The organism is Halorubrum sp. DM2 (genome assembly GCF_901686465.1).
Classification (GTDB): Archaea; Halobacteriota; Halobacteria; order Halobacteriales; family Haloferacaceae; genus Halorubrum.
In genome coordinates this window covers 2,807,818-2,832,135 of sequence record NZ_LR594487.1, presented here as the reverse complement: position 1 = coordinate 2,832,135, position 24,318 = coordinate 2,807,818, and the positions used below count along the sequence as shown (strand labels likewise).

23 protein-coding genes and 2 tRNA genes are annotated in these 24,318 nt (G+C 69.7%); 11 read left to right on the top strand and 14 right to left on the bottom strand.

Annotated features, from left to right (window positions below; genetic code table 11):
- Positions 1-20 precede the first annotated feature (20 nt).
- The gene (locus QOL69_RS14215; RefSeq protein ID WP_283403687.1) at positions 21-608 is read right to left on the bottom strand and encodes a response regulator transcription factor; all 588 of its coding nucleotides are present in this window, start codon (positions 606-608) and stop codon (positions 21-23) included.
- Between the two features lie 140 nt (positions 609-748).
- Positions 749-2,236 (bottom strand): IMP dehydrogenase, encoded by a 1,488-nt coding sequence (gene guaB, locus QOL69_RS14210; RefSeq protein WP_048076732.1) that lies wholly within the window; start codon positions 2,234-2,236, stop codon positions 749-751.
- Positions 2,237-2,764: 528 nt separating this feature from the next.
- Between guaB and QOL69_RS14205 the strand changes: the two genes are divergently transcribed.
- From QOL69_RS14205 to QOL69_RS14195, 3 genes are all read left to right on the top strand, one after another.
- The gene (locus QOL69_RS14205) at positions 2,765-3,793 is read left to right on the top strand and encodes a DUF5794 domain-containing protein (RefSeq protein WP_283403686.1); all 1,029 of its coding nucleotides are present in this window, start codon (positions 2,765-2,767) and stop codon (positions 3,791-3,793) included.
- Between the two features lie 109 nt (positions 3,794-3,902).
- Positions 3,903-4,127 (top strand): DUF5795 family protein, encoded by a 225-nt coding sequence (locus QOL69_RS14200; RefSeq protein ID WP_048076734.1) that lies wholly within the window; start codon positions 3,903-3,905, stop codon positions 4,125-4,127.
- A gap of 135 nt (positions 4,128-4,262) precedes the next feature.
- Positions 4,263-4,437: transfer RNA gene (locus QOL69_RS14195), tRNA-Trp, on the top strand.
- A 279-nt stretch (positions 4,438-4,716) separates the two neighbouring features.
- Here the strand turns inward: QOL69_RS14195 and QOL69_RS14190 are convergent.
- Positions 4,717-4,917 carry a hypothetical protein gene (locus tag QOL69_RS14190; RefSeq protein ID WP_048076735.1) on the bottom strand — a complete coding sequence of 67 codons (201 nt, stop codon included), beginning with the start codon at positions 4,915-4,917 and terminating at the stop codon, positions 4,717-4,719.
- Positions 4,918-5,026: 109 nt separating this feature from the next.
- Here QOL69_RS14190 and QOL69_RS14185 point away from each other — a divergent pair, with 109 nt between their 5' ends.
- On the top strand, positions 5,027-6,316 hold the full coding sequence (locus QOL69_RS14185) for a BamB-related PQQ repeat family beta-propellar protein (RefSeq protein ID WP_283403685.1): 1,290 nt from the start codon (positions 5,027-5,029) through the stop codon (positions 6,314-6,316).
- Positions 6,317-6,339: 23 nt separating this feature from the next.
- On the opposite strand, the gene QOL69_RS14180 is transcribed toward QOL69_RS14185, so the two are convergent.
- Both QOL69_RS14180 and QOL69_RS14175 read right to left on the bottom strand, forming a co-directional pair.
- Positions 6,340-6,537, bottom strand: a complete 198-nt coding sequence (locus tag QOL69_RS14180; protein ID WP_283403684.1) for a DUF5800 family protein — start codon at positions 6,535-6,537, stop codon at positions 6,340-6,342.
- 148 nt (positions 6,538-6,685) lie between these two features.
- Positions 6,686-6,865 carry a DUF5786 family protein gene (locus QOL69_RS14175; RefSeq protein WP_209546132.1) on the bottom strand — a complete coding sequence of 60 codons (180 nt, stop codon included), beginning with the start codon at positions 6,863-6,865 and terminating at the stop codon, positions 6,686-6,688.
- Positions 6,866-6,992: 127 nt separating this feature from the next.
- Between QOL69_RS14175 and QOL69_RS14170 the strand changes: the two genes are divergently transcribed.
- Positions 6,993-8,189, top strand: coding sequence for a polymer-forming cytoskeletal protein (locus QOL69_RS14170; RefSeq protein ID WP_283403683.1), 1,197 nt, complete (start codon positions 6,993-6,995; stop codon positions 8,187-8,189).
- 152 nt (positions 8,190-8,341) lie between these two features.
- On the opposite strand, the gene QOL69_RS14165 is transcribed toward QOL69_RS14170, so the two are convergent.
- Positions 8,342-9,112: a ribonuclease H-like domain-containing protein gene (locus QOL69_RS14165; protein WP_283403682.1), complete on the bottom strand. Its 771-nt coding sequence runs from the start codon at positions 9,110-9,112 to the stop codon at positions 8,342-8,344.
- Positions 9,113-9,258: 146 nt separating this feature from the next.
- On the opposite strand from QOL69_RS14165, the gene QOL69_RS14160 reads away from it, so the two are divergent.
- Positions 9,259-9,945 (top strand): glycerophosphodiester phosphodiesterase, encoded by a 687-nt coding sequence (locus QOL69_RS14160; protein ID WP_283403681.1) that lies wholly within the window; start codon positions 9,259-9,261, stop codon positions 9,943-9,945.
- Between the two features lie 19 nt (positions 9,946-9,964).
- On the opposite strand, the gene QOL69_RS14155 is transcribed toward QOL69_RS14160, so the two are convergent.
- The gene (locus QOL69_RS14155) at positions 9,965-11,716 is read right to left on the bottom strand and encodes an alpha/beta hydrolase family protein (RefSeq protein ID WP_283403680.1); all 1,752 of its coding nucleotides are present in this window, start codon (positions 11,714-11,716) and stop codon (positions 9,965-9,967) included.
- Between the two features lie 164 nt (positions 11,717-11,880).
- Between QOL69_RS14155 and QOL69_RS14150 the strand changes: the two genes are divergently transcribed.
- Positions 11,881-12,630, top strand: coding sequence for an SOS response-associated peptidase (locus tag QOL69_RS14150; RefSeq protein WP_283403679.1), 750 nt, complete (start codon positions 11,881-11,883; stop codon positions 12,628-12,630).
- A 27-nt stretch (positions 12,631-12,657) separates the two neighbouring features.
- On the opposite strand, the gene QOL69_RS14145 is transcribed toward QOL69_RS14150, so the two are convergent.
- From QOL69_RS14145 to QOL69_RS14120, 6 genes are all read right to left on the bottom strand, one after another.
- Positions 12,658-14,151, bottom strand: coding sequence for a small ribosomal subunit Rsm22 family protein (locus QOL69_RS14145; RefSeq protein WP_283403678.1), 1,494 nt, complete (start codon positions 14,149-14,151; stop codon positions 12,658-12,660).
- 23 nt (positions 14,152-14,174) lie between these two features.
- Positions 14,175-14,948 (bottom strand): NAD(P)-binding domain-containing protein, encoded by a 774-nt coding sequence (locus QOL69_RS14140; RefSeq protein ID WP_283403677.1) that lies wholly within the window; start codon positions 14,946-14,948, stop codon positions 14,175-14,177.
- A gap of 165 nt (positions 14,949-15,113) precedes the next feature.
- A complete protein-coding gene (locus QOL69_RS14135) occupies positions 15,114-15,734 on the bottom strand; it encodes a class I SAM-dependent methyltransferase (protein WP_283403676.1) in 621 nt (206 codons plus the stop codon).
- A 74-nt stretch (positions 15,735-15,808) separates the two neighbouring features.
- Positions 15,809-18,730, bottom strand: a complete 2,922-nt coding sequence (locus QOL69_RS14130) for a hypothetical protein (protein ID WP_283403675.1) — start codon at positions 18,728-18,730, stop codon at positions 15,809-15,811.
- 114 nt (positions 18,731-18,844) lie between these two features.
- The gene (locus QOL69_RS14125; RefSeq protein WP_283403674.1) at positions 18,845-20,134 is read right to left on the bottom strand and encodes an MFS transporter; all 1,290 of its coding nucleotides are present in this window, start codon (positions 20,132-20,134) and stop codon (positions 18,845-18,847) included.
- Between the two features lie 46 nt (positions 20,135-20,180).
- Complete coding sequence (locus QOL69_RS14120) at positions 20,181-20,846, bottom strand: DsbA family protein (RefSeq protein ID WP_283403673.1); 666 nt, start codon at positions 20,844-20,846, stop codon at positions 20,181-20,183.
- A gap of 130 nt (positions 20,847-20,976) precedes the next feature.
- On the opposite strand from QOL69_RS14120, the gene QOL69_RS14115 reads away from it, so the two are divergent.
- The gene (locus tag QOL69_RS14115) at positions 20,977-21,393 is read left to right on the top strand and encodes a DUF5779 family protein (protein WP_283403672.1); all 417 of its coding nucleotides are present in this window, start codon (positions 20,977-20,979) and stop codon (positions 21,391-21,393) included.
- A gap of 33 nt (positions 21,394-21,426) precedes the next feature.
- On the opposite strand, the gene QOL69_RS14110 is transcribed toward QOL69_RS14115, so the two are convergent.
- On the bottom strand, positions 21,427-23,043 hold the full coding sequence (locus tag QOL69_RS14110; RefSeq protein WP_283403671.1) for a long-chain-fatty-acid--CoA ligase: 1,617 nt from the start codon (positions 23,041-23,043) through the stop codon (positions 21,427-21,429).
- A gap of 99 nt (positions 23,044-23,142) precedes the next feature.
- On the opposite strand from QOL69_RS14110, the gene QOL69_RS14105 reads away from it, so the two are divergent.
- The 3 genes from QOL69_RS14105 (at position 23,143) to QOL69_RS14095 (ending at position 24,288) form a co-directional block, all read left to right on the top strand.
- Complete coding sequence (locus tag QOL69_RS14105; protein WP_048077412.1) at positions 23,143-23,385, top strand: hypothetical protein; 243 nt, start codon at positions 23,143-23,145, stop codon at positions 23,383-23,385.
- A gap of 115 nt (positions 23,386-23,500) precedes the next feature.
- Positions 23,501-23,575: transfer RNA gene (locus QOL69_RS14100), tRNA-Met, on the top strand.
- 101 nt (positions 23,576-23,676) lie between these two features.
- Positions 23,677-24,288 (top strand): translation initiation factor IF-2 subunit beta, encoded by a 612-nt coding sequence (locus tag QOL69_RS14095; protein ID WP_048077411.1) that lies wholly within the window; start codon positions 23,677-23,679, stop codon positions 24,286-24,288.
- Positions 24,289-24,318 lie beyond the last annotated feature (30 nt).

Below are 24,318 nucleotides of genomic sequence, written 5' to 3'. Positions count from 1 at the left end.
CCCCTCGAACCGGTCGCCCGTTACGAGTCGGTGTCGAAATCCTGGAAGAGCTTCTCGTAGTCCTCGTCGTCGGTCGCGACCGCGTCGCGCGACTCGTCGGCCTGCTCGCGGAGTTCCTCGATCCGGTCGGTGAGTTCCTGGTACTCCGCGTTGTCGGCGAGGTCGCTCGCGCTCTTTTCGGACTCGAGCATCGCCTTCTTCGACGTCAGCGAGAACAGCTCTTGGACCTCCGTGTCGTACTCGCCACGCCGCAGCAGCCCCTCGACGGTGTCTCGGAGCGTGTCGCTGGTGACGGGCTTGACGAGGTAGTCGTCGAAGCCCATCTCCAGAATGTCGAAGTCCGGCTCGACGGCGGTGACCATCGCGACCCGGCAGTTGATACCGCGGTCGCGGACGGCCGTGAGGACCTCGTCGCCGGAGAGCCCGGGCATCCGTCGATCGAGGAGGATGGCGTCGACCTCGTCGTCGGCCTCGTCGAGCTGATCGAGGGCCTCGTGGCCGCCGTACGCGGTTCGAACGCGGTACTCGTCGCCAAGCCAGGCGGCATACAGGTCGGCCAAGTCGGGTTCGTCCTCGACCACGAGGACCAGCGGCGGTTGCTCACTCATGGATGACGGGAGCGAGGGGGTGTTCGCTCACACGTTTCGTCTCTCCGCTGGCTATATTAAAATACCTCTTCGGTGCGCCGGCACTTCGGTCGCTCGGCCGGACTCGGATCCGGTCTCGGCCGGCCGGGGGTTGCCCGGCGTTACTCGCCCGGACTGTAGTTGGGGGCCTCGTCCGTGATCATCACGTCGTGCGGGTGGCTCTCGCTCTGCCCCGCGGTCGAAACCCGGACGAACTCCGCGCGCTCGTGGAGGTCGGGAACGGTCTCCGCGCCGACGTAGCCCATCCCCGAGCGCATCCCGCCCGTGAGCTGGTGGAGCTCGGAGGCGAGGCTCCCCTTGTACGGGGTCGCGGCCTCGACGCCCTCGGGCACGAACTCCTCGTCTTCGTCCTCCTCTTTGAGGTAGCGGTCGCCGCCGCCGGACTTCATCGCGCCGACCGAGCCCATGCCGCGGTACTGCTTGTACTTCTTGCCGTTCATCGTGATGACGCGGCCGGGGGCCTCGTCGGTGCCGGCGAAGTACGAGCCGAGCATCACCGCGTCCGCGCCCGCGGCGAGCGCCTTGATGGCGTCACCGGAGTAGCGGATGCCGCCGTCGGCGATCACGGGAACGTCGTGCTCGACGGCGACGTCCGCGACCTCCGCGACGGCGGTCATCTGGGGCATCCCCGCGCCGCTGACGACGCGAGTGGTACAGATCGATCCCGGCCCGATGCCGACCTTCAGCCCGTCGGCGAAGTCGACCGCGGCCTCGGCCGCCTCGCGCGTCCCGACGTTGCCGACGACGACGTCGGCGTCAACGGTCGCTTTGATCGCCTCCGCGGAGTCCAAGACGTTGAGGTTGTGCGCGTGTGCACAGTCGATGAAGATCACGTCGACGCCGGCCTCGTCGGCCGCGACGGCGCGCTCCTCCTCGAAGGGGCCGACTGCGACGCCGGCCAGAAGCCGTCCGTCCTCGTCGCGGGCGGCCTCCTCGTGTTCGCGGCGCTGGAGGATGCCCTGCATCGTCACCAGTCCGACCAGGCGCTCGGCCTCGTCGACGATGGGGACGCGCTCGATCTTGTGGTCGTACATTAGTTCGAGCGCCTCGCGCGCGCCCACATCCTCCGCCGCGGTGATGACCTCGTCGGTCATCGCCTCGCGGACCGCGTCGTCCTCGCCGACCTCCAGGTACGGCCGGATGTCCGTCCCGGAGATGATCCCGAGGACGGTGTCGTCGTCGGCGACGACGGGGGCACCGGAGACGCCCTGCCGCTCCATCACCGCGTCGGCCTCGCGGACGGTGTCGTCGGGCGAGACGGTGACGACGTTCTCGCGGCGGATGACGAGTTCGTGCGCGCGCTTGATGCGTTCGACCTCGGCGGCCGTCTCCTCGACGGTCATGTTGCGGTGGAGGACGCCGAGACCGCCCTCGCGGGCCATCGCGATCGCGAGGTCGCTCTCTGTGACGGTGTCCATCGCCGCCGACAGCACCGGCACGGTCAGTTCGACGTTCTTCGAGACGCGGGTACTCAGGTCGGCGTCGTCGGGTTCGACGCGGCTCTCCTTCGGTCGGAGTAGCACGTCGTCGAACGTCAGCGCTTCCGGAACCTCGAGTTTCGCCGAGAATCGGCCAGAATCTGTCGCCATATAATCCGTCACGAACGGCCGATGAAAAGCGTTGCGAGACGGCACGGACGTGGAGGTTGTTCACATTCAGATCCGTTTTGTATACATGATTCTGTATGTCTCGGAGAACGCGATCGTCGCCAGAGTCCTCTACCCGTATCGCTGCCCGAGGGCGGTCATGAGTGAATCGCCCGCAGCGGTTTCGAAAGCCGAGGAATAATCGGGGAACATCGAGAGGCATCGACGTATCATCGTCGAAGACGGGTTTTCACCGTAGATCCGTCGTGTCGTGCGGACACGTCTCACACAACCTTTAACGCGACCGAAACACGTATATCCGGTATGGACTCCGACAGTCCCGTGAATGCGCGCATCGCCGGCCAGCCGAACGCCGACCTCGGCGTCCGCTTTACAGCCGGCAATCCGCGCAAACGCTTTACATGGGCTCGTCGGACCTCCCGCGGCGTGGGCTCCGCGTGCTGGTCCCCATACCATCGCGAGTCGCACGCATCCTACCGCCCCCCCGTTGGTCAGGGCTATCGTCCCTGAATGAGCACTTCACGCCACCCCGTCGCCCTGCGATTAGAACAGCAGGTCGGGAGCGCGACGAAGCTGCTCGCGACCGTCATGGTCCTGCCGCTCGTCGACGGCATCTTCCCCGCGCTCGTCGTCGCCGGGGTCCTCGGATCGGCCACGGGCGTCGTCGAGACGGGAATCCTGATCTTCGGCGGTTCGGCGACCGCCGCGGTGATCCTCGCGGAGATGGACGGCTCTCGGCGAGAGATGGTCGGCTCGGTGCTGCTGATCGGCGCGGTCATCATCCCGGTCGCCGCCGTCGAGGCCGCCCTTGCGCCGACCCTTCAGGGGCTCCTGAATCTACCCATCTTCGAGCGGTTCGCCGGGCTAGTGATCTTGACGATCGCCGCCAAGACCGCCAGCTCCGAGATCGGTGAGTACCTGCCGAGTCCGGGCGTGATCATCGGGCTCGGTCTCGTCGCGAGCTTCGATCCGTCGGGATTCACGTTGGAGACGTCGACCGAGTACGTGGTCAACGGGACCGCGGCCGCCGCAGTGGGGGTAGCCTTCGCGCTCTCGATCGCGCTGCTCTCGCCGCACCTCCGCGGCCGCGTCGACATCGACCGGTTCCGGTTCGGCTCGGCGGTCGCGCTGGGCGTACTCGCGCTGCCGATCCTGCTGGGGCCGTTCGATCTCATGCAGACCGACGCGCCGGTCGCGCTCGCGGTGCTCGCGGTGACGACGCTGTTCGCGTACGACCCGAACGCGGGCGCGCTGGAGGGTACCGACGACGACGCGCCGGACGACGGCAACGTGTCCGACGGCGATGACGCACCCGACGACGACGACGACGGATCGTCAGACGGGGACTCGACCGACACCGAAGACGACCTCGCGGAGAGCCCCCCGTCCGACCCGCCCCTCGACGCCCCGCCGGAGGGGTCGTCACCCGTCGTCGACGACGACGTCGCCGTCCTCGCGAACGGCGGCGAGGGACGAGAGACCGACGACGACGGGACGGACCCGTTCACGGACGACGACTCCCGGGCCCCGTGGCTGTGAGTCGCGCGTCGGCGCTGGCGGGTTCGCCTCGCTCTCGGAATCGTCTCGTTCGTCGCCCGTGCGCCGGGCGTGTCGCCGGGGTTTAGGTACTCGACGCCGAACGGCCGGTATGTCGAACCGCGTCGTTCAGGGACGGATGGTGACGCCAGAAAAGCTCGCGGAGCTGGTCGAGGGCGAGTCGGTGCTGGAGGCCGAGTCGATCGCCGACGCCGACCGCGACTGCCCGGACTGCGGCGGGGACGTCATCTCCGTCGGGTACATGCCGAGCGTGACCGAGTTCGTCACCGGCTACAAGTGCCAGGACTGCGATTGGAGCGACGACGACCGGAACTGACCGCCGCGTGCGTCCCTCTCGCGAGCAGCGGGTCGGTCGATCGCGGGTGGGCGCGGGGGTGTCGCCGTCCCTCGATCGCCGTCGATCGAAACCCCTTTATCTGCGTTTCGGCAACAATTTGATGCGAGATCACGCGGGGCTGTGGCCAAGCCAGGCATGGCGACTGACTCCAGAGGCTCGCGCCCGGGACGACACTCCAGACTGATATACCGAGCGGCCGACTGATCATCGGTCGTGTTGACGACCCTCTGGAGTTCCGAGGCGCACCGGAGATATCAGTCGATCGGGGGTTCAAATCCCTCCGGCCCCACTTTCTGCCACCACGAGCAACGTCGCGAGCGGCGGCGTCGTACTGAGGAGGGATTTGAACCCAGAGGACGAGCGGAGCGAAGTCCTCGTGGTTCACAATCCCTCCGGCCCCACTTCCTGCCGCCGCAAGCAAACTCGCGAGCGGTGGCATCGTACTGAGTTGGGGTTAAACTCAGCGACGACTGAAGCGAGTCCGTGTGGTGTACGATCTCTCCGACCCCACTTTCCGTCCCGCGAACGCTCCGACAAGCGACCGCGTTAGGACGTACTCGGCAGCCGGTCAGCGGCGCGATACGATCCGACCGGCTACGAGACCGACGAGGGCGATCATGCCCGCCATAGCGAGGTACAGCGCCAGCCCCACCGTCTCACCGTTCGTCGCGTTTACGGCCGCGAGGTACAGAAACACGACCGCGACGGCGGCGTGGAGCGCGAACACGCCGGACGGGACGTTCGCTCCGAGCTCGAATCCGATCTCCATGCCTTCGCTTCGGCCACCGGCGGAAAAAGTCGTCCGGTCGGAGGCGCGACGGTGTTCGGGAACGACGCAGTCACCACACTAAAGCGACCCCGGCGCGACGGACATCTCGATGACCGACACCCCCTCCCGACGCGAGTGGCTCGCCGCGGTCGGTGCGGCGACGACGGCCGCCGCGGCCGGGTGTTCCTCGCTGAACGGGACGGCCGACGACGGCACCGATTCGGATCCCGACCCCGGAAGTGCCACAGAGCAGACGATCCCCGCGGGCGTCGCGCAGTTCCGCGGGTCGCTGGAGCGATGGGGGTATTACCCGGACGAGACGGTTCCCGACTCCGTCGAAACGGCCTGGCGGATCCCCGAGGTCAACACCGGCGAACACAGCGCGGCGAAGGCCAGCGCGGTCCCACTCTCCGACGGGGGCGTCGTCCTCCCGGGCGACACCGGCGAACTCCTCGCGATAACGGCCGACGGCGACGTGCGCTGGCGCGGCGAGACCGACATGGAGGGGAGGGGGATCCACGGGACGCCGGCGGTCGCGGACGGGCGGGCGTATATCGGCGCGTACGATGGCGTCCTCTACGCGTTCGCACTCGACTCGGGCGATCTGGAGTGGTCGACGGAGCTCGGCGGCTCGATCGGGTCCAGCCCGCTGTACTACGACGGTGAACTGTACGTCTCGGTCGAGTTCCCGACGCCCGAGGGACGGATGTTCGCGGTCGACGCGGAGACGGGCGACGTGACCTGGGCGGAGCCGGACCACCGCCCCACCGATCACCCGCACTCCTCGCCCGCGGTGTCGCTCGACGCCGGGCGGATGGTGTGCGGGTCGAACGACGGCTACTGCTACTGCTGGAGCTTCCCGGATCTGGAGTTCCAGTGGCGGTTCGCGACGGACCCGCCCGACACGAACGACGGCGAGATCAAAGGGCCGATCGCGACGTACGACGGGGCCGCGTTCTTCGGATCGTGGGACTCCTACGTTTACCGTGTAGATCTGGTGACCGGAGAGGCGGACTGGCGCTTCGAGACGGGCGACCTGTCAATGACGGGACCCGCGATCGACCCCGCACGCGACGTGGTGTACATGGGGAGCCACGACGACCACCTGTACGCGCTCGACGCGTCGACCGGGGACGTGGAGTGGCGCTTCCGGACCGGCCGCCCGCTGACCGGCTGTGCGACGATCGCGGGCGACCGCGTGCTGACGGGGTCGAAGGACGGGACCCTCTACGCGCTCGACGCCGACTCGGGCGACGAGGTGTGGCGCGTCGAACACGACGGGTGGATAACGAGCGCTCCCCGCGTCGTCGACGGCGATATCTACTACGCCGAGCGCGCCCCAGACCCGGAGGACGGCGAGACCGACGGCGGCGGCTACAAGCTCGTCGCGGCGGAGTGAGGGGTCGGCTTCGGACAGTAAGCCTACAGCACGTCGCCGATCCGGACCGGTTCGCCGTCCAGTTCCGGGTCCTCGGCGACGATAGTCAGGACCTCGTGGTTGGTGACGTTGCGGTAGGACTTCCCGGTGGCCTCCTCTATCAGCGTCTTTTCCAGTTCGAACTCGGTGCCCTCGTAGACGACGTCGACGCCGCGGTCGGTGAACGTCAGATCCGTACTCATGCGTCGAGGTAGGCGGCGTGTCTGTAAAAGGAGCGCGACACGGGCCGGTCGCCATCGCTGTGGCATCGAGGCGGCAAAAAGTTCGTCGGCTCCCGATCGCCGTCGGTTACTCGTCGTCGACCGGTCGCGGTCGACCGATCGTCGTCAGCTACTCGTCGTCGTCGTCGCGCATCTCCGAGAGGCGGCCGACGAGGTCGTCGGTGTCGGCGTCGCCCTCGATGGAGACATCGCCGTCGTGGTCGTTCTCGTGGACGTTCACCGCGTCGTCTTCGTCCGTGTCGACGTCCTGATCCTTCTGTTCGCTCTCGTCGTACGATCCAAATCCCATGGTCGCTTTTCCAGCGGCGCACTGAAAAGCGCAGCGGCATCCGGAGCGTTCGAGAGGAAGTCGCACGCGTCCGACGACCGTCGGACGCCCCCGCACCGTTTATACCCCCGGGGCGACTGCTCCCGGTGTGTCGCTGCGAGGAGACGGTCCGGTCGAGGAGCTCGCGATCCCGTCGGGGACGACCGTCGAGGAACACGACCTCGTCGTCGACGGCGACGTGCTCGTGGGTGGGCAGTCAACGGTCGAGCTCGGCGTTCGCGGTCGCAACGTCGCGATCGGCGAGCGCGTGAGCGTCGGCGACGACATCGAGGCCGAGGGGGACTGCCGGCTCGACACCTGGTGTTCCGTCGACGGGAACGTGCTGGTCGGCGAGGACGCGTACCTCGGCGAGCGCGTCACCGTCACGGGCCGGCTGATGGTCTCCGGCGACCTCGACATCGGCGACGACGTGACGATCGAAGAGGGGTTCGAGGCGAACGGCTGGATCGTCATCCGCAACCCCGTGCCGACGATCGTCTTCTACTTCATCGTCCTCTCGCAGCTGCTGCGCGTCGGCGAGACCGACGCCGCCGACGAGCTGGCGGCGGCGCTCGCCGACGGCGACGACGTCCGCGACCCGCTCCTCGTGCCGCGGAGCGCGGAGATATCCGACGACGCCTGGCGGGTGTCGACGCCGGCGACCGTCGGCGACGACTGCCGGCTCCACGGCAACCTCCGGGCCGAGTCGATCCAAGTCGGCGAGCGCAACGAAGTGTTCGGGTCGCTGCGCGCCCGCGACGACGTCACCGTCGGCTCCGACACGGTCATCCACGGCGACGTGACGACCCGCGGCGGGACCGTGACCGTCGAGGCGGGCGCGCGCGTGCTCGGCGACGTGTCGGCCGGCGACCTCGTGGTGTACGACGGCGCGGAGATACAGGGGACGCTCCGGGCGCGCGGTGAGATGAAACTGGTCCAAGAGACCGGGGAAGCGGACGACGAGGCAGACGGGGTCGAAGACGACGACACCGAGGACGCTGACGTCGAGGACACCGAAAATGACGATACCGAGGACGGCGTCGAGCCCGACCGCGACGACGAGAGCGAAGAAGCGGGTGACGCGGACGAGGGCGCGCGGAACGAGGGCGACGACGACTCCGAATCCGACGACGCCTCCGAATCCGATTCCGCGGGCGAAACGGACGACCTCGACGAGGAGGCGGCGACCGGCGAAGTGGCGGGCGCACCGACGGACGAGGCGGCGGACGCGTCGACCGGCGAGACCGCGACCGTAAAACCCAATCCGGGAGCGGACGGGGATGAGTCCGACACCGACGACGCCTGATCGGGTCGGACAGTCGGGCGCGATCGTATTCGTCTCAGGTATCCGCCGGTAGCGCGCCGTCGAAGCCGTTTTTCGGGAGACGAATCGACCCGTTTTATTCTGTAGCCGACCGCCGCGGTCCGTACCCACCGTCCGAGAGCTATCGGATCCCTTCAGTCGCCGTCTCCGTCCGGGACGGCGGCGAACACTTCTTCGTCGAGCGCGGCACAGACCGCGTCGGCGAGCGCTCGAAGGTTCACCGCGTCCTCGCGGTTGTACGAGACGAGCGTCTCCAGCGACTCTTCGTTCCCGCGCTCGTACTCGCGCCAGAGGCGGACCGCGTCGCGGCCGGAGATGTCCGGCCGGTCGCGGTCGATGCCGAGCTCCTTCTCGATCGGTTTCAGGCCGCCGGAGAGACCGACGCGCTTGGCGGGGTACATCAAATCGAGGTGCGGCGTGTCGACGTCGATATCGAAGGAGGTCTCCAAGAAGGGAACGTCGAAGCGCGCGCCGTTGAACGTCGCGAGCAGGCTGGCGTCCGCGAACTGCTCGCGGAGCCGCCGCGCGGTGAGGTCCTCGCCCGCGACGAGCGTCGTGGTCTCGCCGCCCTGGTGGAAGCTCACCGTCGTCACCCGGTCGCGCCGCTCGTCGAGGCCGGTCGTCTCGATGTCGAAAAAGCAGGTCTCCTCGCGGAAGTTCTCGTAGAGCCGCCAGCGCTCGCCGGAAGGGAACTCCCGGTCGAAGTAGGCGGCGTCGTCGTCGTCGAGCCGCGCGAGCGCCTCCGCGATGAACGACTCGATCCGGTCCGCGGTGGTCGCGCCGACCCCCGCGACGTCGACCGCGGGATCGAACTCGTCCCACGTCGTGACCCCCCGCTCCCAGAGGCGTCGTTCGGTCGTCTCGCCGACCCCGTCGACGGGGATGAAGCTGTTCTCGATGCGCATGTCCGTCCCCGGGCGACGCGCGGTGAAAAACTCCGCGGGTGCGGCGGCTCGGCCGAGATCGGGGAACGACTAACCCGCTCCGCGCCCGAGACGAGAGCGTGAGCGAGCGAGGAAGGACGGACCGTAAGCGGGGTGAAGACACCGGGATGAGTCAGACAGAGCGGGACGACGTGGTGCTGATCGGGCACCGCGGCTGTGCCGGCCAGTACCCCGAGAACACGGTCGAAGCGATCGGGCGCGCGTCGCCGCACGTCGACGCCGTCGAGGTCGACGTGCGCCGGTGCGCGAGCGGCGAACTCGTCGTCTTCCACGACGCGGAACTCGACCGACTGACCGAGGGGACCGGCCGCGTCGCGGACGCCGAGTGGGACGAACTCCGAGAGCTGACCGTCCTCGATTCCGGCGAGCCGATCCCGCGGCTCGACGAGGCGCTGCGAGCCCTCCCGGACGGAACCGCGGTCAACGTCGAGATCAAAGACCGGGGCGTCGCCGGCGACGCGCTCGACGCCGTCGGCGAGGCGGACGCCGAGGCGTGGTTCTCGTCGTTTCGTCCGAAGGCGCTGGCGACCCTGCGAGACCGCGACCCGACGACCGATCGCGCGCTCCTCGTCGCAGACGGGAGCGCCGAGCGCGCGGCCGCGGCGGCGACCGACCTCGGCTGCGTCGCGGTCCATCCGCCGATCGACCTCGCGACAGAACCGGGGTTCGTCGAGACGGTACGCGAGGCCGGACTGAGAGTGAACGCGTGGACCGCGACCGACCGCGGGGACGCCGAGGAACTCCTCGCGGCCGGGGTCGACGGGATCATCGCCGACCGGTGGGACCTGTTCTAAGTACGGCCGAACCGCTCGGTCAGAGCGGGAGGTGCGTCGCCTGCGAGGCGACGACGAGCCACGTCACGAGCAGGGCGTTGAGGACGGCCCCGACCCACACGCGGCCGGTCCGGTGGAAGCTGTACGTCGAGACCGCGCCCACGCCGACCAGCACGCCGACGAACTGGAACGCGATGATCGCTTGGAGCGCCGTGATTGGCAGCGGCAGAGCACCCGTCGCGAACAGCCAGCCGTACTGGACGGCGAGGAACCCGACGAACGGCCCGGCGAGCAGACCGACGTTGCCCGCGATCGCTCGACGGAGAGAGTCAGTCGCCGCCGGGGTCCGAAGCCGGGCGTGGAGCAGCAGTTCGAGCGCGAGGAAGAACGCGAGGAAGGCCGGGAAGTAGCCCGCGCCGATGCGGACGTGGAGCGCGCTCGGGAGCTTCAGGCCGAGGACCCACGCGCGGAAGTCGAGCCCGAAGACGGCGTCGAACGCGAAGAGCAGCGCGAGCAGCGCGAGGGCCGTCCCGGCCGCGATCGCGACGGACCGGGCGATCGTCCCCGCGCCGCCGCCCGCGTCCAGCCCGTATCGGGCGCGCGCTGCGGCGAGCGTCCGGTCGCTGCGGACGTGCCAGACGCCGAGCAGCAGGGCGATGATCGCCGCGTTCCCGAGGACCCACAGCACGATGCTGTTCGTCTCGTTTTGCGGCGTCACCGCGGTCAGCGGCATCATCTGCCCGCCGAGGAGCATCAGCGGATAGTACGTCACGACCGGGAGCAGCGCGGTCAACGCGACCGAGACGAGCCAGCCGCGGTCGCGCTCGGCGACCGGCTCCGGGACCGACCGGGTCGCCGCCGACAGCGCGCCGGCCTCGGAGAGGGTCCCGATCGTCGGGAAGAGGAACAGGAAGCCGCCGAGCAGCGCGACGGCGGTCCCCAGTTCCTTCCAGTGCCAGACCTGGTCGTCCGGGTCGAGCGACGTGTCGCCCCCGGTCGTCCGCTCGATCCACTCGACGGTCTGTCCGACGGCCGTCGGCGAGTGGTGCGTTCCGGGATGGGTCGTGCTGGGCTGGTACAGCGCCCGAGCGGTCCCGGACTCCACGTCGCCGTACGTCCTGCCGGTCTCGATCCGCTCGTCGGTGCCGAACACCGACTGGAGCTTCTCGCTCTCGGGCGCGGCCGGCGCGGTCTCCGTCTCCCACATCAGCCAGTGGAACTCGTCGTACTCGGCGTAGACGACGCCGAGGTTCCGCGGGAAGGTCGCGTTGCCCGGCGGCGCGCCGGACGACCCGGTCGACGAGCCGGCGAGGACCATCGACTCGTAGCGGTCCGGATAGGTCGCGGCCGCCGCGACCGAGGCCCAGCCGCCCATGGAGTGGCCTTCGAGCGCGATGCGGTCCTCGTCGACGAGTTCGTGTTCAGAGAGGTACGCGAGCGCGGGCGGGCCGCCCCACCCCTGCGAGAACGCCGGCGGGTCGGAGTAGCCGTGACCCGTCTGATCGATGGCCAACACCACGTGACCGCGTCTGGCCAACTCGATCGCGAACGGCGCTTGCGTCTCCTTACTGTTGATGTACCCGTGCGTCGCCAGCACGCCCGGTGCCGGGTCGTCGGGGGTGACCCCCGGCGGGACGTAGAGGTACGCGTCGATCGTCCCCCCTTCCGTCTCGATCTGTGTCTCCTGTATCGTCAGGTCGCCGCCGTCGGTGTGGCCCCACCACCCGACGACGCCGCCGACAAGTATCAGTGCGAGCGCAACGCCAAACAGTACGAGCCTCTTTCTGTTCATAATTACTAACGGCCGCAGGTCAATCATGAAGATTAGAGATATATAATGGTGTCCGAAGCGGAATTCGAGCGGTGGGAGGCCAATACGGGTTTCCGGCGAACGCGTCGACCGCGAGGCCGGGACGGCTGCGCCGAATTGAAGCCCGTCCGCGCCGAGGGAGGGGTATGTGCGGCCGCTACACCCTCTTCACGCCGACCGCCGACCTCGAAGCGAGGTTCGACGCCGACTTCAGCGACCACGAGCCGAGCTACAACTGCGCGCCGGGGCAGTCGTTGCCGGTGATCACCGACGAGGATCCGAGCGAGGCGACGCGGATGGAGTGGGGGCTGACCCCCTCGTGGGCCGACGAGTCGTTCGACCTCATCAACGCCCGGGCGGAGACGGTCCGCGAAAAGCGGAGCTTCGCCGACGCCTTCGAGCGCCGACGGTGTCTCGTCCCCGCCGACGGCTTCTACGAGTGGGTCGACGGCGGAAGGCCCGGAGACGGCGACCGAGGCGGGTCCGGGAAGACCCCCTACCGCGTCGCTTTCGACGACAGCCGACCGTTCGCGATGGCCGGAATCTACGAGCGGTGGGAGCCGCCGACGCCGGAGACGACCCAGACCGGACTCGGCGCGTTCGGCGGCGGGAACGACGGGAGCGGGAGCGCCGACGACCCCGAGGTCGTCGAGACTTTCTCGATCGTGACCACCGAGCCGAACGACCTCGTCGCCGACCTCCACCACCGCATGGCGGTGGTACTGGACCCCGACGCGGGCGAGGAGGAGGCGTGGCTCCGCGCCGATCCCGACGAGGCCGCCGGCCTGCTCGACCCGTACCCGAGCGACGACCTCACCGCGCATCCCGTGTCGACTCGGGTGAACTCGCCGAGCGTCGACGCGCCGGAGCTGATCGAGTCGGTCGAGGCCCGCTGAGCGCCCGGGGACCGAACTTCCGCCGGGTCAGGGCGCGACGAGGTCGACGACCGTCTCGTCGTCGACGACGACGTTGTACGCGCCCTCGTCCTCGTTCCAGAGGACCAGCCCGTTCTCGACGAAGACGACAGCCCCGTAGCCCGCCTCCCGGAGGTCGCGGTTCAGGGCGGTCTCGCGGGTACAGACGAGGTAGTGGTCGGTCGCCTGCGAGCCGTCGCCGACGCGGTACAGCGCGTTGTCGCCCTCGCTTAAGTCGTGGCTCAGCTTCACGGCGAGGAAGTTCACCCGGTCGGTGACGTGGCGCTCCGACTCGGCCATGCGCGCGCACCGCTCCGCGCTCGCCTCGATGTCGACGCGCCGCGTCCCGTCGGGGCAAAGGATCGAGTAGGCAAACTGGACGTCGACGTTGACGAACTCGCCCGGCTCGTCGGTCTCCCCGCGGGCCGCCGCCTCGTCGAGCCGACGCTGGAACGGCGGGACCGCCAGATCGGCCGCGACGTCGAACGACCAGCCCGGATCGGTCGGCACCGCGTCGGGCCACAGCCGCAGCGTCGGCGAGTAGATCTCGGCGTCGCGTCCCGGGTCGCCGCCGGAGGCGACGATCTCGCGCTCGATTTTGCGGAGTCCGACGGCGGTGTTCCGGTCGGCGGGCGCGAACGCGACGAGGCTGCCGTCGGGCGCGAGCGCGTCGATCGCGGCGCCGGCGACCGCGACCGGGTCCGCCAGTTCGGAGAGGACGTTCCCGAAGAGCACGAGATCGAAGGGATCGTCGGTCGCGGGGTCGGCGTCGTCGGAGGCATCGGCGTCGTCGGGGTCGGCTCCCTCGCCGCTGCCTTCGAGACCGAGGAACGCCTCGGCCGTCGTCTCGTGGACCGTCGTCCGGAAGTTCCGCCCGGTCTCTTCGAGCATCCGGTCGAGGATGTCAGTCGCCGCGCTCGGCTCGACGGCGTGGTACTCGACGACGGCGTCGTCGGGGAGGTAGTCGCAGAGCCCGAGCGCGGGACCGCCCACGCCGGCACCGACGTCGAGGACGCGGATCGTCCGGTCGAGCAGCCCGTTCTCGACGAGGTCGTCGAGGACGTATCCGACCGTCGCGTAGTAGGCGGGCAGGTGGTAGATAGCGTACCCGAGCGCCGCGACGCGGTCGTACTCGACGTCGTTCTCGTAGAGGTAGTCGGCCTTCAGTTGCCGGACCCGCTCGCGGAGCGCGTCGCCGGACTCCCCGCGGTGCCAGTTCGCGCCGTACTCGCGGACCAGGAGGTCCTCTAAGGCGAAGGTGTACCGCTCCGGGAGCGCGTCGGGCGACCACCCCGGCCCCCCGACCGGCCGCTCCTCGACGGGGACGAACGTCCCGTCCTCGCGCTCGCGGAGCCGGAGGTCGAACGCCTCCTCGCGGAGCGTCTCGCGGACGACCGCCGGGTGCGGGGTCCCCTCAATGTACTCGGCGATCTCCTCGGGGTCGATCGGTCTGACGTTGCGCAGGTAGTTCGCGTTGTTCCGAACCGCAGTTCTGTCGATCATGGGTGTCTCGTCTGTCCCGCCTCTCACTCCAGTCGGTCCCGCCCCTCCCGGTCGCCGCGGGCGCGCTCGTAGAGGGCGGCGAACGCCTCGTCGTCCGCCGCCGCGATCTCGGCCGCGGCGTCGGCCACGCCGTCGGCCCCGTCGAAGGCGCGCTGAATCTCGGCGTACACCGCCGGTGACCCCTCCGTGACGGTGTCGGCGACCTCGTCGAGGGCGGCCGACACCGGGGTGTGGAACTCCTCGCGGACGGGGTCCGCGGCGAGCCGCCACGCGAGCACCGCGGCGTGGGCCCCCGCCTGAACGGTCTCCATCGCCGCGTCGTGTTCCGCGGCGGTCGTCTCGAACACGTCGTTGCCGCCGGCCTCGACGGCGGCTGAGAGGGACTCGACCGCCGGGCCGGCCTCGTCGACGACGACCGCGACGTTGCCCGGAACCCGCGGCGGCGCGAACAGCGGGTGGTAGCTAGCGCGTTCGAGGTTGGGAGCGTGTTCCCGCATCGCCGCGACCGCGTCGGTCATCTCGCCGGAGACGTCGACGATCGCCCGCTCCGCGCGCGGCGCGTACGCCGCGACCGCGCCCGGAACCGCCGACATCGGGACCGCAAGGCAGACGACGTCGTGGACGGTGTCCCCGTCGGGGTCGACCGTCCGCGCGTCGCGGTCGGCCGCGGCGTCCGCGGCGACCGCCGGATCGCGGTCGGCGAACGCGACGCTCGCGTCGATCGGCGCGTCGTCGGCCGACACCGTGTCGGCGACCCAGCGTCCGATCTCGCCCGCGCCGACGACGAGTACGTCCATCGGTTAGGAGAGACGAGGCGGCGCGCCGGTTAAAAGGACTCGCCTCGGGGCGGCGCTGTTCGGACGGGTCGGTCCGAGCGAAGGATTTTCCGCTCGAACGGCGGCCCGGTCGCCGGGTCACGGGACCGCGGCGTCCGGTCGTGGAGGGCCTCTCGGCTCCGGCGGTCAGTCGGACGCTCGGAAGGTCCGCGTGGTGTCTCTGTCACCGCGAACGACATCGACCTCGACGAGGCCCAGCGAGGTGAAGACGCGGTTCCAGTCCCGGTAGTACAGCGGCGTCTCCTCGTCGACGTAGTTCACGTCCGGGTCGGACGACGGTGAGTCGGGTGTCGGTCCCTCGATCTCCGCCGTGACGAGGACGCCGTCCGTGACTCTGGCGGCCTCTCCGAAGACCCACTCGACGTCGGGGTGTAGGTGCTGGAGCGTTTCGACGGAGTAGACCGCGTCGAACTGACCGTCGTCAAACTCCGTGACGACCTCCTCTATGGGACCGCAGCGAAACGTTCCGGCGTCGGCGAGGTCGGGATACGTCTCCCGCATCGTGTCGAACGCCTCGGGGTCGATGTCGACGCCGGAGAGGTCCTCGAAGCCGTGGTCCGCGAGGTGCGAGAGGTGGCGGCCCGAGCCGCAGCCGAGTTCGAGGACGCTCGCGTCGGGGCAGAAGTTCCGGTCGAGGATATCGCGGATCACCGAACTCGTCTCGTTCGGACCGTAATGCGCGTAGTACGCCGGGGAGTATTCGCCCGTCCGGTTCGTCCACGACTCTCGGACGGTGTCAATATCCACGTGTGTCGGCCGAGACAGAGGGATAAAACGCCGTCGAACGGCGTTCGAGCGCGAGCCGGCCGGAGTCGAACCGACTACTCCTCGCCCCCGAGCGGTTCGCGGTGGAGCAGCTCTCGCTCGCGGAAGACGACGACGGCCATTCGGGCGTCCTCGTCGACCGCGACGGTCGTCTCGTCGCCCGCCGTCACCGAGTCGGCGTCGGGGTCCCACGGGCGCAGTCCGTCGGTCGCCGGCTCCACGGCCACGTCGAGGTGTTCGGCGTCGATGCCGTCACCCCCGGCGTGCGCGAACGTCACGACGCCGCCCGACTCTCCGTCGTCGGCCGGCTCGTAGGTGACCTCGAACGTCGCCTGCGGCGGGAGCACGTGTTCCGTCACGGTCCGCGTCTCGTCCCCCCCGGACCACTCGACGGCGACCGTCGTTCCAGCCCCCAGATCGCCGAGCGAGAGGGTCTCTCCGCCGGTCAAGCGGTCGGTCTCGTCTGCGGGCTGGGCGTCCGCGGGTTCGCCGTCGATCAGGACCCGGAAGGCGTCTGCGTCGCGGCGGACCTCGCCGACGTAGCGGAGGACCGTCTCGGACGCCTCCTCGCCATCCTCGACGACGAACCCTCTGCGCGGTGCCGCCGGGAAGTGAGCGACTGAGCTGGTCATCGAGCCGTTCTCGAACTCGGTGTGAACGCTGACGGCCACGGTGTCGTCGAGACCGACGTCCGCGACCGTGACCGCGTCGCCGGTCGTCAGCTCGTCGTACTCGGCCGCGAACGTCGACTCCTGCTCGCGTTCCTGTTCCCGGGACGCAGTTCCGCCCCGAACTCTCACCCGCAGCCGCTCCGGGTCGACCGGCCGCTCGCCGACATACTCGACCGTCATCGCCTCGTCGTCGGCGTCGTACCCCGCGGCGAACGCGTCGCGGGCCGTGGTCGTGCCGCCGATGTGGTGTTCGTGCTCGCCGCCGGTCCACACGAGCCGCACCCGCGAGAGCGGCGGGACCGGGACCGAGAACGAGTCGTCGGGACCGAACTCGTCGAGTTCGTCGGCGGGCTGGACGTCGGTCGGGCTCCGGTCGGCCTGTACCTCCAACTCCGAGGCCGGGAGCGCCCGGCCCCGCCGGTGTCGCACCGTGACCTCGCCCGCATCCGGGTCGTACTCCATCGACGCGCGGGTGTTCGGCGCGACCTCCTCCTCGGCGACGACGACCGGTTCGTCCGGTTCCCGCCACTCGACGGAGACCGTGCTCCCGAGCGGGAGTTCGCCGAGCACCAACTCGTCCCGCTCCGAGAGGGTGTCGTACTCGTCGGCGAACTGGGCGTCGGTCGGCTCCCCGTCGACCAGCGTCACGAACGCGTCGGCGGGGCGGGACTCCTCGTCACCGTACCTGACGACGGTCCCCTCCTCGGCGCGCGAGTGGATCCAGACGCGGGGCGGCCGGGCGCGGTAGTGGACGAGCGACCCGCCGCCGACGCCCGGCGGCTGCTCGACGTCGAACTCCAGCCGCACGCTGTCGCCGACCGACACCCCCTCGACCGTGACCGCGTCCTCGGGGGCGAGCGTCCCGTCGGTGAATCCGTCCCCGACCGTCCGCGCGCCGTCGTCGGCGCGGTGGACCAGTCGGAGGTCGCTCGCGTCGGCCTCGCCGTCGCCGTCGTAGGTGAGCGTCAGCGTCTCGGTCGACAGGTCGTACTCGAAGGCGAACGCCTCGCGGTCGACCCGCTCGCGGGCGTAGACGTCGTAGGCGTTCGCGTCCGGGTCGAACCACCGCAGCGCGACGGCGGCGATCAGCCCCGTGTCGACGGCGAACTCGTCGCCCGCCTCGAAGGCGTCGCTGTCGAGGGCGTCGTCGCTCACCTCCTCGCCGTCGTGCCACAGCTCCAGTTCGGCGGCCGGGACCGGCTCGCCCTCGACGTGTTCGAAGGTCACCGTTCCGGCGTCGCGGTCGAACCGGGACCGAACTTCCGCGTCGGGCGACGCCTCGGGGTCCCGCTCCGGCGGTGCCTCGACGACGGCGTCGACGAGGACGACCCCATCGGTCCGGGTGACCTCGGTCTCGACCGGGACCGCCGGGTCGATCTCACGCACCAGCCGTTCGGCACTCTCGTCCGAGAGCCGTCCCGCGTCCTCGGCCGGGCGGATCACGTAGGCGTTCTCCGCCGTCCCGGTCAGGTCGCGGAGCGCCTCGGGGGCGACCTCGAAGCCGGCGGCGAACGCGTCGACGGCCTCCGGGATCCCGGCCGGGAACGGACCGGCCGCGGCGTCCGGGACGAGCAGCACCGTCTCGAACCCGCCGAGTCGCGGGAGCGCGGCCGCGCCGAGCGACCCCTCCGCGAAGCGGTCGGCCTCGTCCGCGGCCGCGCGGCCGGCGGTCCGGGCGGTCTCGATCCGCGCTTCCGCGGCGTCGTCCGCCGACGCGCTCGACCGACCGCGCGGGCCGGGGGCGGCCCCGTCCCCGGTCGCGACCGCCGCGACGCCGTCGCCGGCGACGAAGGCGGTCTCGTCCGTCTCGGCCAGCCGCCAGCCAGCGGGGAGTTCGTCCGTCGTCTCGGCGTCCGCAGACGCGTCGTCGCTCGAACCGTTCGCCTCGCCGTCTTCCGCACCGACCGCGACCGTCTCGCCGCCGTCGGGCCGGTCGAACTCGCCGACGGCCGTCGTCAGCCTGACGCCGCGGTCGGCCGTCCGGATCCCGGCGGTCGCCGAGAGCTCGTCGGCGTCGACGTCGAGCCGTTCGGTCGCAGGGCGGACGCGGTAGCTCAGGTCCTCGTCCGCGTCGGCGTCGACGCTGTCGGCGATGACCGTCGCGTACGTCGTCGAGAGCGCGTCGGCTGTCGGGATGGGGAGGAACGCGTCGGCGAGCGGTGCGGGGACGTCGACGTCGAGGTCGGTCGGCGCTCCGGCCGGTCGGTCGAGGGAGCGGTCGTCGGTCGCGGGGTCGAGAACGCCTGTCAGCGCGGCGAGCGTCAGGGCGCTACCACCGAGGAAGCGCCGACGGGAGGGTCGTACCATGGCCCGGAGTTGCGCCGCCGTATTTAAATCAACACCGGAGACACAAAGCGCCGTGATAGTCTCCCGGCGTCGGTGGTTCCGGTCGTTCCCCCCGGCCGCTCGCGCTCGCTTCCCTCAGCCCTCGGCCCCGAGTCGCCCGACCAGTCCCGCGCCGGGCGACAGCGAGCGGACCGCCGGCAGCAGTGCGAGCGCGATGACCAGCTCCAGCCCGCCGACCGCGAGGAACGCCGGCGTGTAGCCGAACGCGTCCGTCGCGCTCCCACCGATGAGGAACCCGGTCAGGAAGCCGAGCGACCCGAACACGTTGAACAGGCCCATCGCCGCGCCGCGCACCTCCGGCTCCACGAGATCCGTGACGAGCGCCATCGTCGCCGGGGCCATCAGCGCGCCGCAGACCCCGACGAGGACCATCAGCGCCGCGGCGATCGGGTACGCCGGCGCGACGCCGACGCCGACCGTGACGATGCCGTACGCGATCGATCCGGCCACCACGGGAAGGAAGCGACCGATCCGGTCCGAGAGCGCGCCGAACGGCGACTGAAGCAGCGCGAACGGGACGAAAAAGAGCGCGAGCGTCGCGCCCGCCGCGCCCGCCGACAGGCCGAACGTCGCCGGGTCCTGGAAGTAGTACACGCCGACCAGCGCGAAGAAGCCCGCAGTCAGGCGGTCGACGAAGCCGAACGCGAGCGGGACGAGGAGACCGGGGGTCGCCCGTGCCCGCGCGAGCACGTCGCGGAAGCCGACCTCGTCGGTCGGCTCGGTACCGTCCGCACTCCGGGTCGAGACCGTCGCCGCGCGGTCGTCGACGGTCGCCGCGAGCAGCCCCGCCGCGGCCAGCACGACCGCGCCGGCGTACACGGGGTACAGCGCGTCGAGGTCGGCGAGCGATCCCCCGACGACCGAGCCGACCGCCGCGCCGAGTCCGATCGCGAGTCCGGCGGTCCCCATGTTGCGGCCGTTGCCGCCGCGGAGGTCCATCAGCAGGGTGATAGACAGCGAGAACGCGCCGATGGTGAGCGCACCCCCGACGACGCGGACGAGGAGCGCGACCTCGAATCCGAGGCCGAGTCCGGGGAGCGAGGCGAGCGCGACGTACGAGGCCGCGCCGCCGAACGCGCCGACGACGATCAGGGGGATCCGCCGGCCGAGCGCGTCCGAGAGCGCGCCCCAGACGACCGCGAACGTCACGAACGCGCCGAACTCCGCGACGAGGAACCACATCCCGGCGTCGATGCCGGCCGGCGCGCCGAGCGCGACCACCAGATCCGGCACGCCGGGGTAGAGGAGGACCTGCGAGATCAGTACGGCGAGGACGACCGCCCCGAGTCGGCGGCGGTCCGCGGCGTCGGCCTCGCCAGCATCGGTCTCGGCCGCCGCGTCTCGGTCTCGTTCGGCGTCGCTCATCCGCTTATAAAACGGGTCGAACGGGCAAAAGACCGACGCTCCGGTGTCAGAGTTCGGCGTCGATCGCCGACGAGATCGCCTCCGCGGAGTACCCTTCCTGAACCGGGCTGCCGTTCACGAATATCGCCGGCGTCCCGCTGACGCCCATGGACTCGCCCTCGGAACGGTCGCTCTGAATGGCTTCCGCGTACGTCGTGAATTCCACGTCGGCGAGGACCGCACAGGGGTCCGCGCCGCCCGGCATCTCCTCCGTCGCGTTGCCCTGTCCGTAGCTCCCCTGCGACTCGTAGGCCGCCGATGCGAACTCGAAGAACGCCTCGTCGCCGTGGCGAGCGCCGACGCCCCGAGCCGCGCTCGCGACCGGGACCGCCCACCGCTCGTTGACCGGGAGCGGGAAGTCCCAGTGTTCGTAGTGGATATCGCCCGGCTCGATGTACTCCTCGCGGATCGTCGGAAAGTGATCGAGTTTGTACGTCGCGCAGTGACCGCAGGTGAAGTCCTCGAAGGCCTGAACGGTCACGTCTGCGTCGGGGTTCCCAAGCGTCGGCCGGTAGTCGAGGTCGGAGTCGCTGGGCTCTGATACGTCACAGTTGTACGCCCCGGCGTCGAAGTTGAGTCCGCCGCCACCCCCGCCGCCGCCCGAGCAGCCGGCGAGGCCGACGACGCCGACCGTCGCTCCCGCCGCAAGCAGGGACCGCCGCGTGTGTTCCATATCACCGATCGGTCGGGAACGCACTTAACCACACCGCGACCGCGCCGTCCCGGGCCTAGGGAACCGCCGGCGCTCGTGTTCACCGTCTCGGCTCCCGAACGCTTTTGCCGCCGCCTGTCGACCCCCACGTATGAGCGACTGGGACCTCGACCTGCGGGACGCCGAGGAGAAGATGGACGAGGCGTTCGCGGCCGGCGGTGACGTCGTCCTCGGCGTCTTGGACGGCACGACCGACCCGGAGGAGTGGGTCCGCAGCGTCGACTACGGGAACACGCTGGTGTTGTCGATAGCGGGCGACCTCAACGAGCTGGCCGCCCCCTTCGCGCGCGACGTGAAGGACATGGACGGAGAGCTGATGCACTTCCGGGGGTTCCTCGTCGTGACGCCGCCCGGCGTGAGCATCGACGCCGACCGGCTGAGCGACTCCGGCGGGGACGGCGAGGAACGCACCGGAGCGGACGAATCCGGCGAGACCGACGACGGCGACGAAATCGACGACGGCGACGAAATCGACGACGGCGACGAAATCGACGACGGAGAGGCCTGAGCGGCCCGAACACCTCCTAACCGCGCCGAGCAACTACCCTTCTCCGACCATCCGCTCTTCCTCGTCCCACTCGCGTTCGCGAAGCTCGTACTTCTGGATCTTCCCGGTCGCGGTCGTCGGAAGTTCCTCCACGAACTCCACCTCGCCGGGCGTCTTGTAGTCCGCGACGCGCTCGCGGACGAACGTTTTGAGTTCCTCCGGCGTCACGCCCGCGTCGTCCGGGTCGCCGCTCTCGGGGACGACGAACGCCTTCGGCGTCTCGCCCCACCGCTCGTCGGGCGCGGGGATGACGGCGACGTCGGAGACGGCGTCGTGTTCGAAGAGGGTGTCCTCTAACTCGATCGAGGAGATGTTCTCCCCGCCGGAGATGATGATGTCCTTCTTGCGGTCCTGAATCGAGACGAACCCGTCCTCGTCGACGACGGCCAGATCGCCCATGTGGTAGTACCCCTCCAACCGCTCCGAGAACGCCTCCTCGGTGGCCTCGGGCTTGTTCCAGTAGCGGTCCATCACCTGATTGCCGCGGACGACGATCTCGCCGATCGTCTCGCCGTCGGCGGCCACGTCCTCGCCGTTCTCGTCGACGACGCGCACGTCCGTGCCGAGGTAGCCGATCCCCTGCGTTTTCTTCACCGCGAAGCGGTCGTCGGCGTCGGCGTCGAAGTGGCGCTTCGCGTCCGAGGTCGTCACGAGCGGTCCCGTCTCGGTCGCGCCGTACACGTGTTTGAGGTCCCAGCCGAACTCCTCTTCGACGGTGCGGATCGTCGCCTCCGGCGGGGCCGCGCCCGCGGTCGCGACCCGCACGTCGGCGTCGCCGGTCGTCGCGCCGCCGTGTTCGGCGTGGTGGTCGCCGAGCATGTTGAGCACGGTCGGGGCCGCACAGAAGTACGACACGTCTTCGGTGCGGATCCGGTCGAACGTCTCCGCGACGTCGACCCCGCGGGTACAGACGTGCCGCGCGCCCATTCCCGTGACCGCGTAGATGTGGCCCCAGCCGTTGACGTGGAACATCGGCAGCGTCCAGAGGTACACGTCGTCGTCGGTGATCTCCTGATGGATCGAGATGAGGTACGCGTGGAGCGTCTCGGCGCGGTGCGTGCGACAGACGCCCTTCGGGTCGCCGGTGGTCCCCGAGGTGTAGTTGATCGTGATCACCTCGTCTTCGTCCATCTCCGGGCGCTGGTAGGCGTCGGGGTCCGCGTCGTCGAGTGCGGCGTCGAACGACTCCCAGTCGCCCTCGACCGCGTCCGCGTCGTTCGTGAGGAACGTCTCGGTCGGCACCTCGTCGCGGATCGCCTCGACGTTCGCCGCGTACTCGGCGTCGGCGTAGATGGCGTCGACGCCGGCGTCCGAGAGCATGTACGAGAAGTCGTCGGGCGTGAGCCGGTAGTTCAGCGGGGTGTGGACCGCACCGACCTGCATCGCGCCGTAGGCGGCCTCCAAGTGGTAGTGCGTGTTCGGATCCAACACCGCGACCCGGTCCCCCTTCTCGATCCCGCGCTCCTGTAACGCGGCGGAGAAGCGGTCGGCCCGCTCGCCTAGCTCCGCGTACGTGTATCGCGTCCCGTCGACCGCGAGGACCGCCTCCTCGTCGGCGTAGTGTCGACGCGCCCGATCCAGAAAGTCGGTCGTCAGTAGCGGCTTGTGCATCGTCTATCACTATCGATGATGAGTGAAATCGTTTGCGGCCGGCGCAAGGCGGAGGTGGGCGCGAGACGCTTTTCACGGTCGCCCGCGGAGGGGGAGGACATGAGCGACGAATCCGGCGGGTCGGCGTTCACCGAGGGGTACGTGGTCCCGATCGCGGGGCTGTTGGCGCTGATGTTCGCGCTGATGGCGGGACTCACCGCGCAGCGCGCGCTCTCAGGCGACCCGGCCGACATCGCCGTGACGGTGGGATTCGCCGCCGTCGCCGTCATCGCGCTTCGGATCCGGATCAAGGCCGTGGCGGCGAAGGGAGGGGACGCGACCGACGACGCGAGCGAGGAGTGACGGAGCGGCGGGGGCGACCGCTCGGCAGGACAATACCCGTCGCAGACGCGTGGACGAATCGCACACGGGCGGCGGGATCAGAACCCTTAACAGTCGCACGCGATTTTGCTACGATAGCGGGATGGGATAGCCAGGAGATTCCGCCGGGCTCATAACCCGGAGATCGGTAGTTCAAATCTACCTCCCGCTACTTCTGGCCGACTGCTACACTCTTAGGCTCGACTCCGGGGTCGAAACGCGGCTGATTTCGAACCCGGAAGCGATTTCCGTCGCGCTGTCGTTCCCTCGCGTATGGATTACGAATCGAGCCTCGACCGCGCGATGGAGGAGGTCCCGGACCTGGGCGGCTCCGACGAGCGGCTGTCCGTCCCAGACCCCGAAGCGCAGAAGGACGGGGCGTTCACCCGCCTGACGAACCTCTCCGGAATCGCCGACGCGCTGAGCCGCGACCCCGAACACGTCCACTCGAAGATCCAACAGGAGCTCGGTACGGCCGGCCAGTACGAGGACGGCCGCGCCCGCTACAGCGGGAACTTCCGCGAGCGCGACTTTCAGGCCGCGATCGACTCGTACATCGAGTCGTACGTCACCTGCTCGGAGTGCGGTCTCCCCGACACCCGGCTGGAGACGGAGAACCGGACGCCGATGCTTCGCTGTGAGGCCTGCGGGGCGTTCCGCCCGGTGGCGAAACAGAACACGCAGAACACCCAGCGACAGGAGGACGCCGTCGAGTCGGGCAACACGTACGAACTCGAGATCGTCGGCACCGGTCGCAAGGGCGACGGCGTCGCCGAACGCGGCGAGTACACGATCTTCGTCCCCGGCGCACAGGAGGGCGAGACCGTGACGGCCTACATCAAGAACGTCTCCGGCAACCTCGCGTTCGCCCGCCGCGAGAGCTGATCCGTCCGGAGCGACCGCGTCACCAATTCC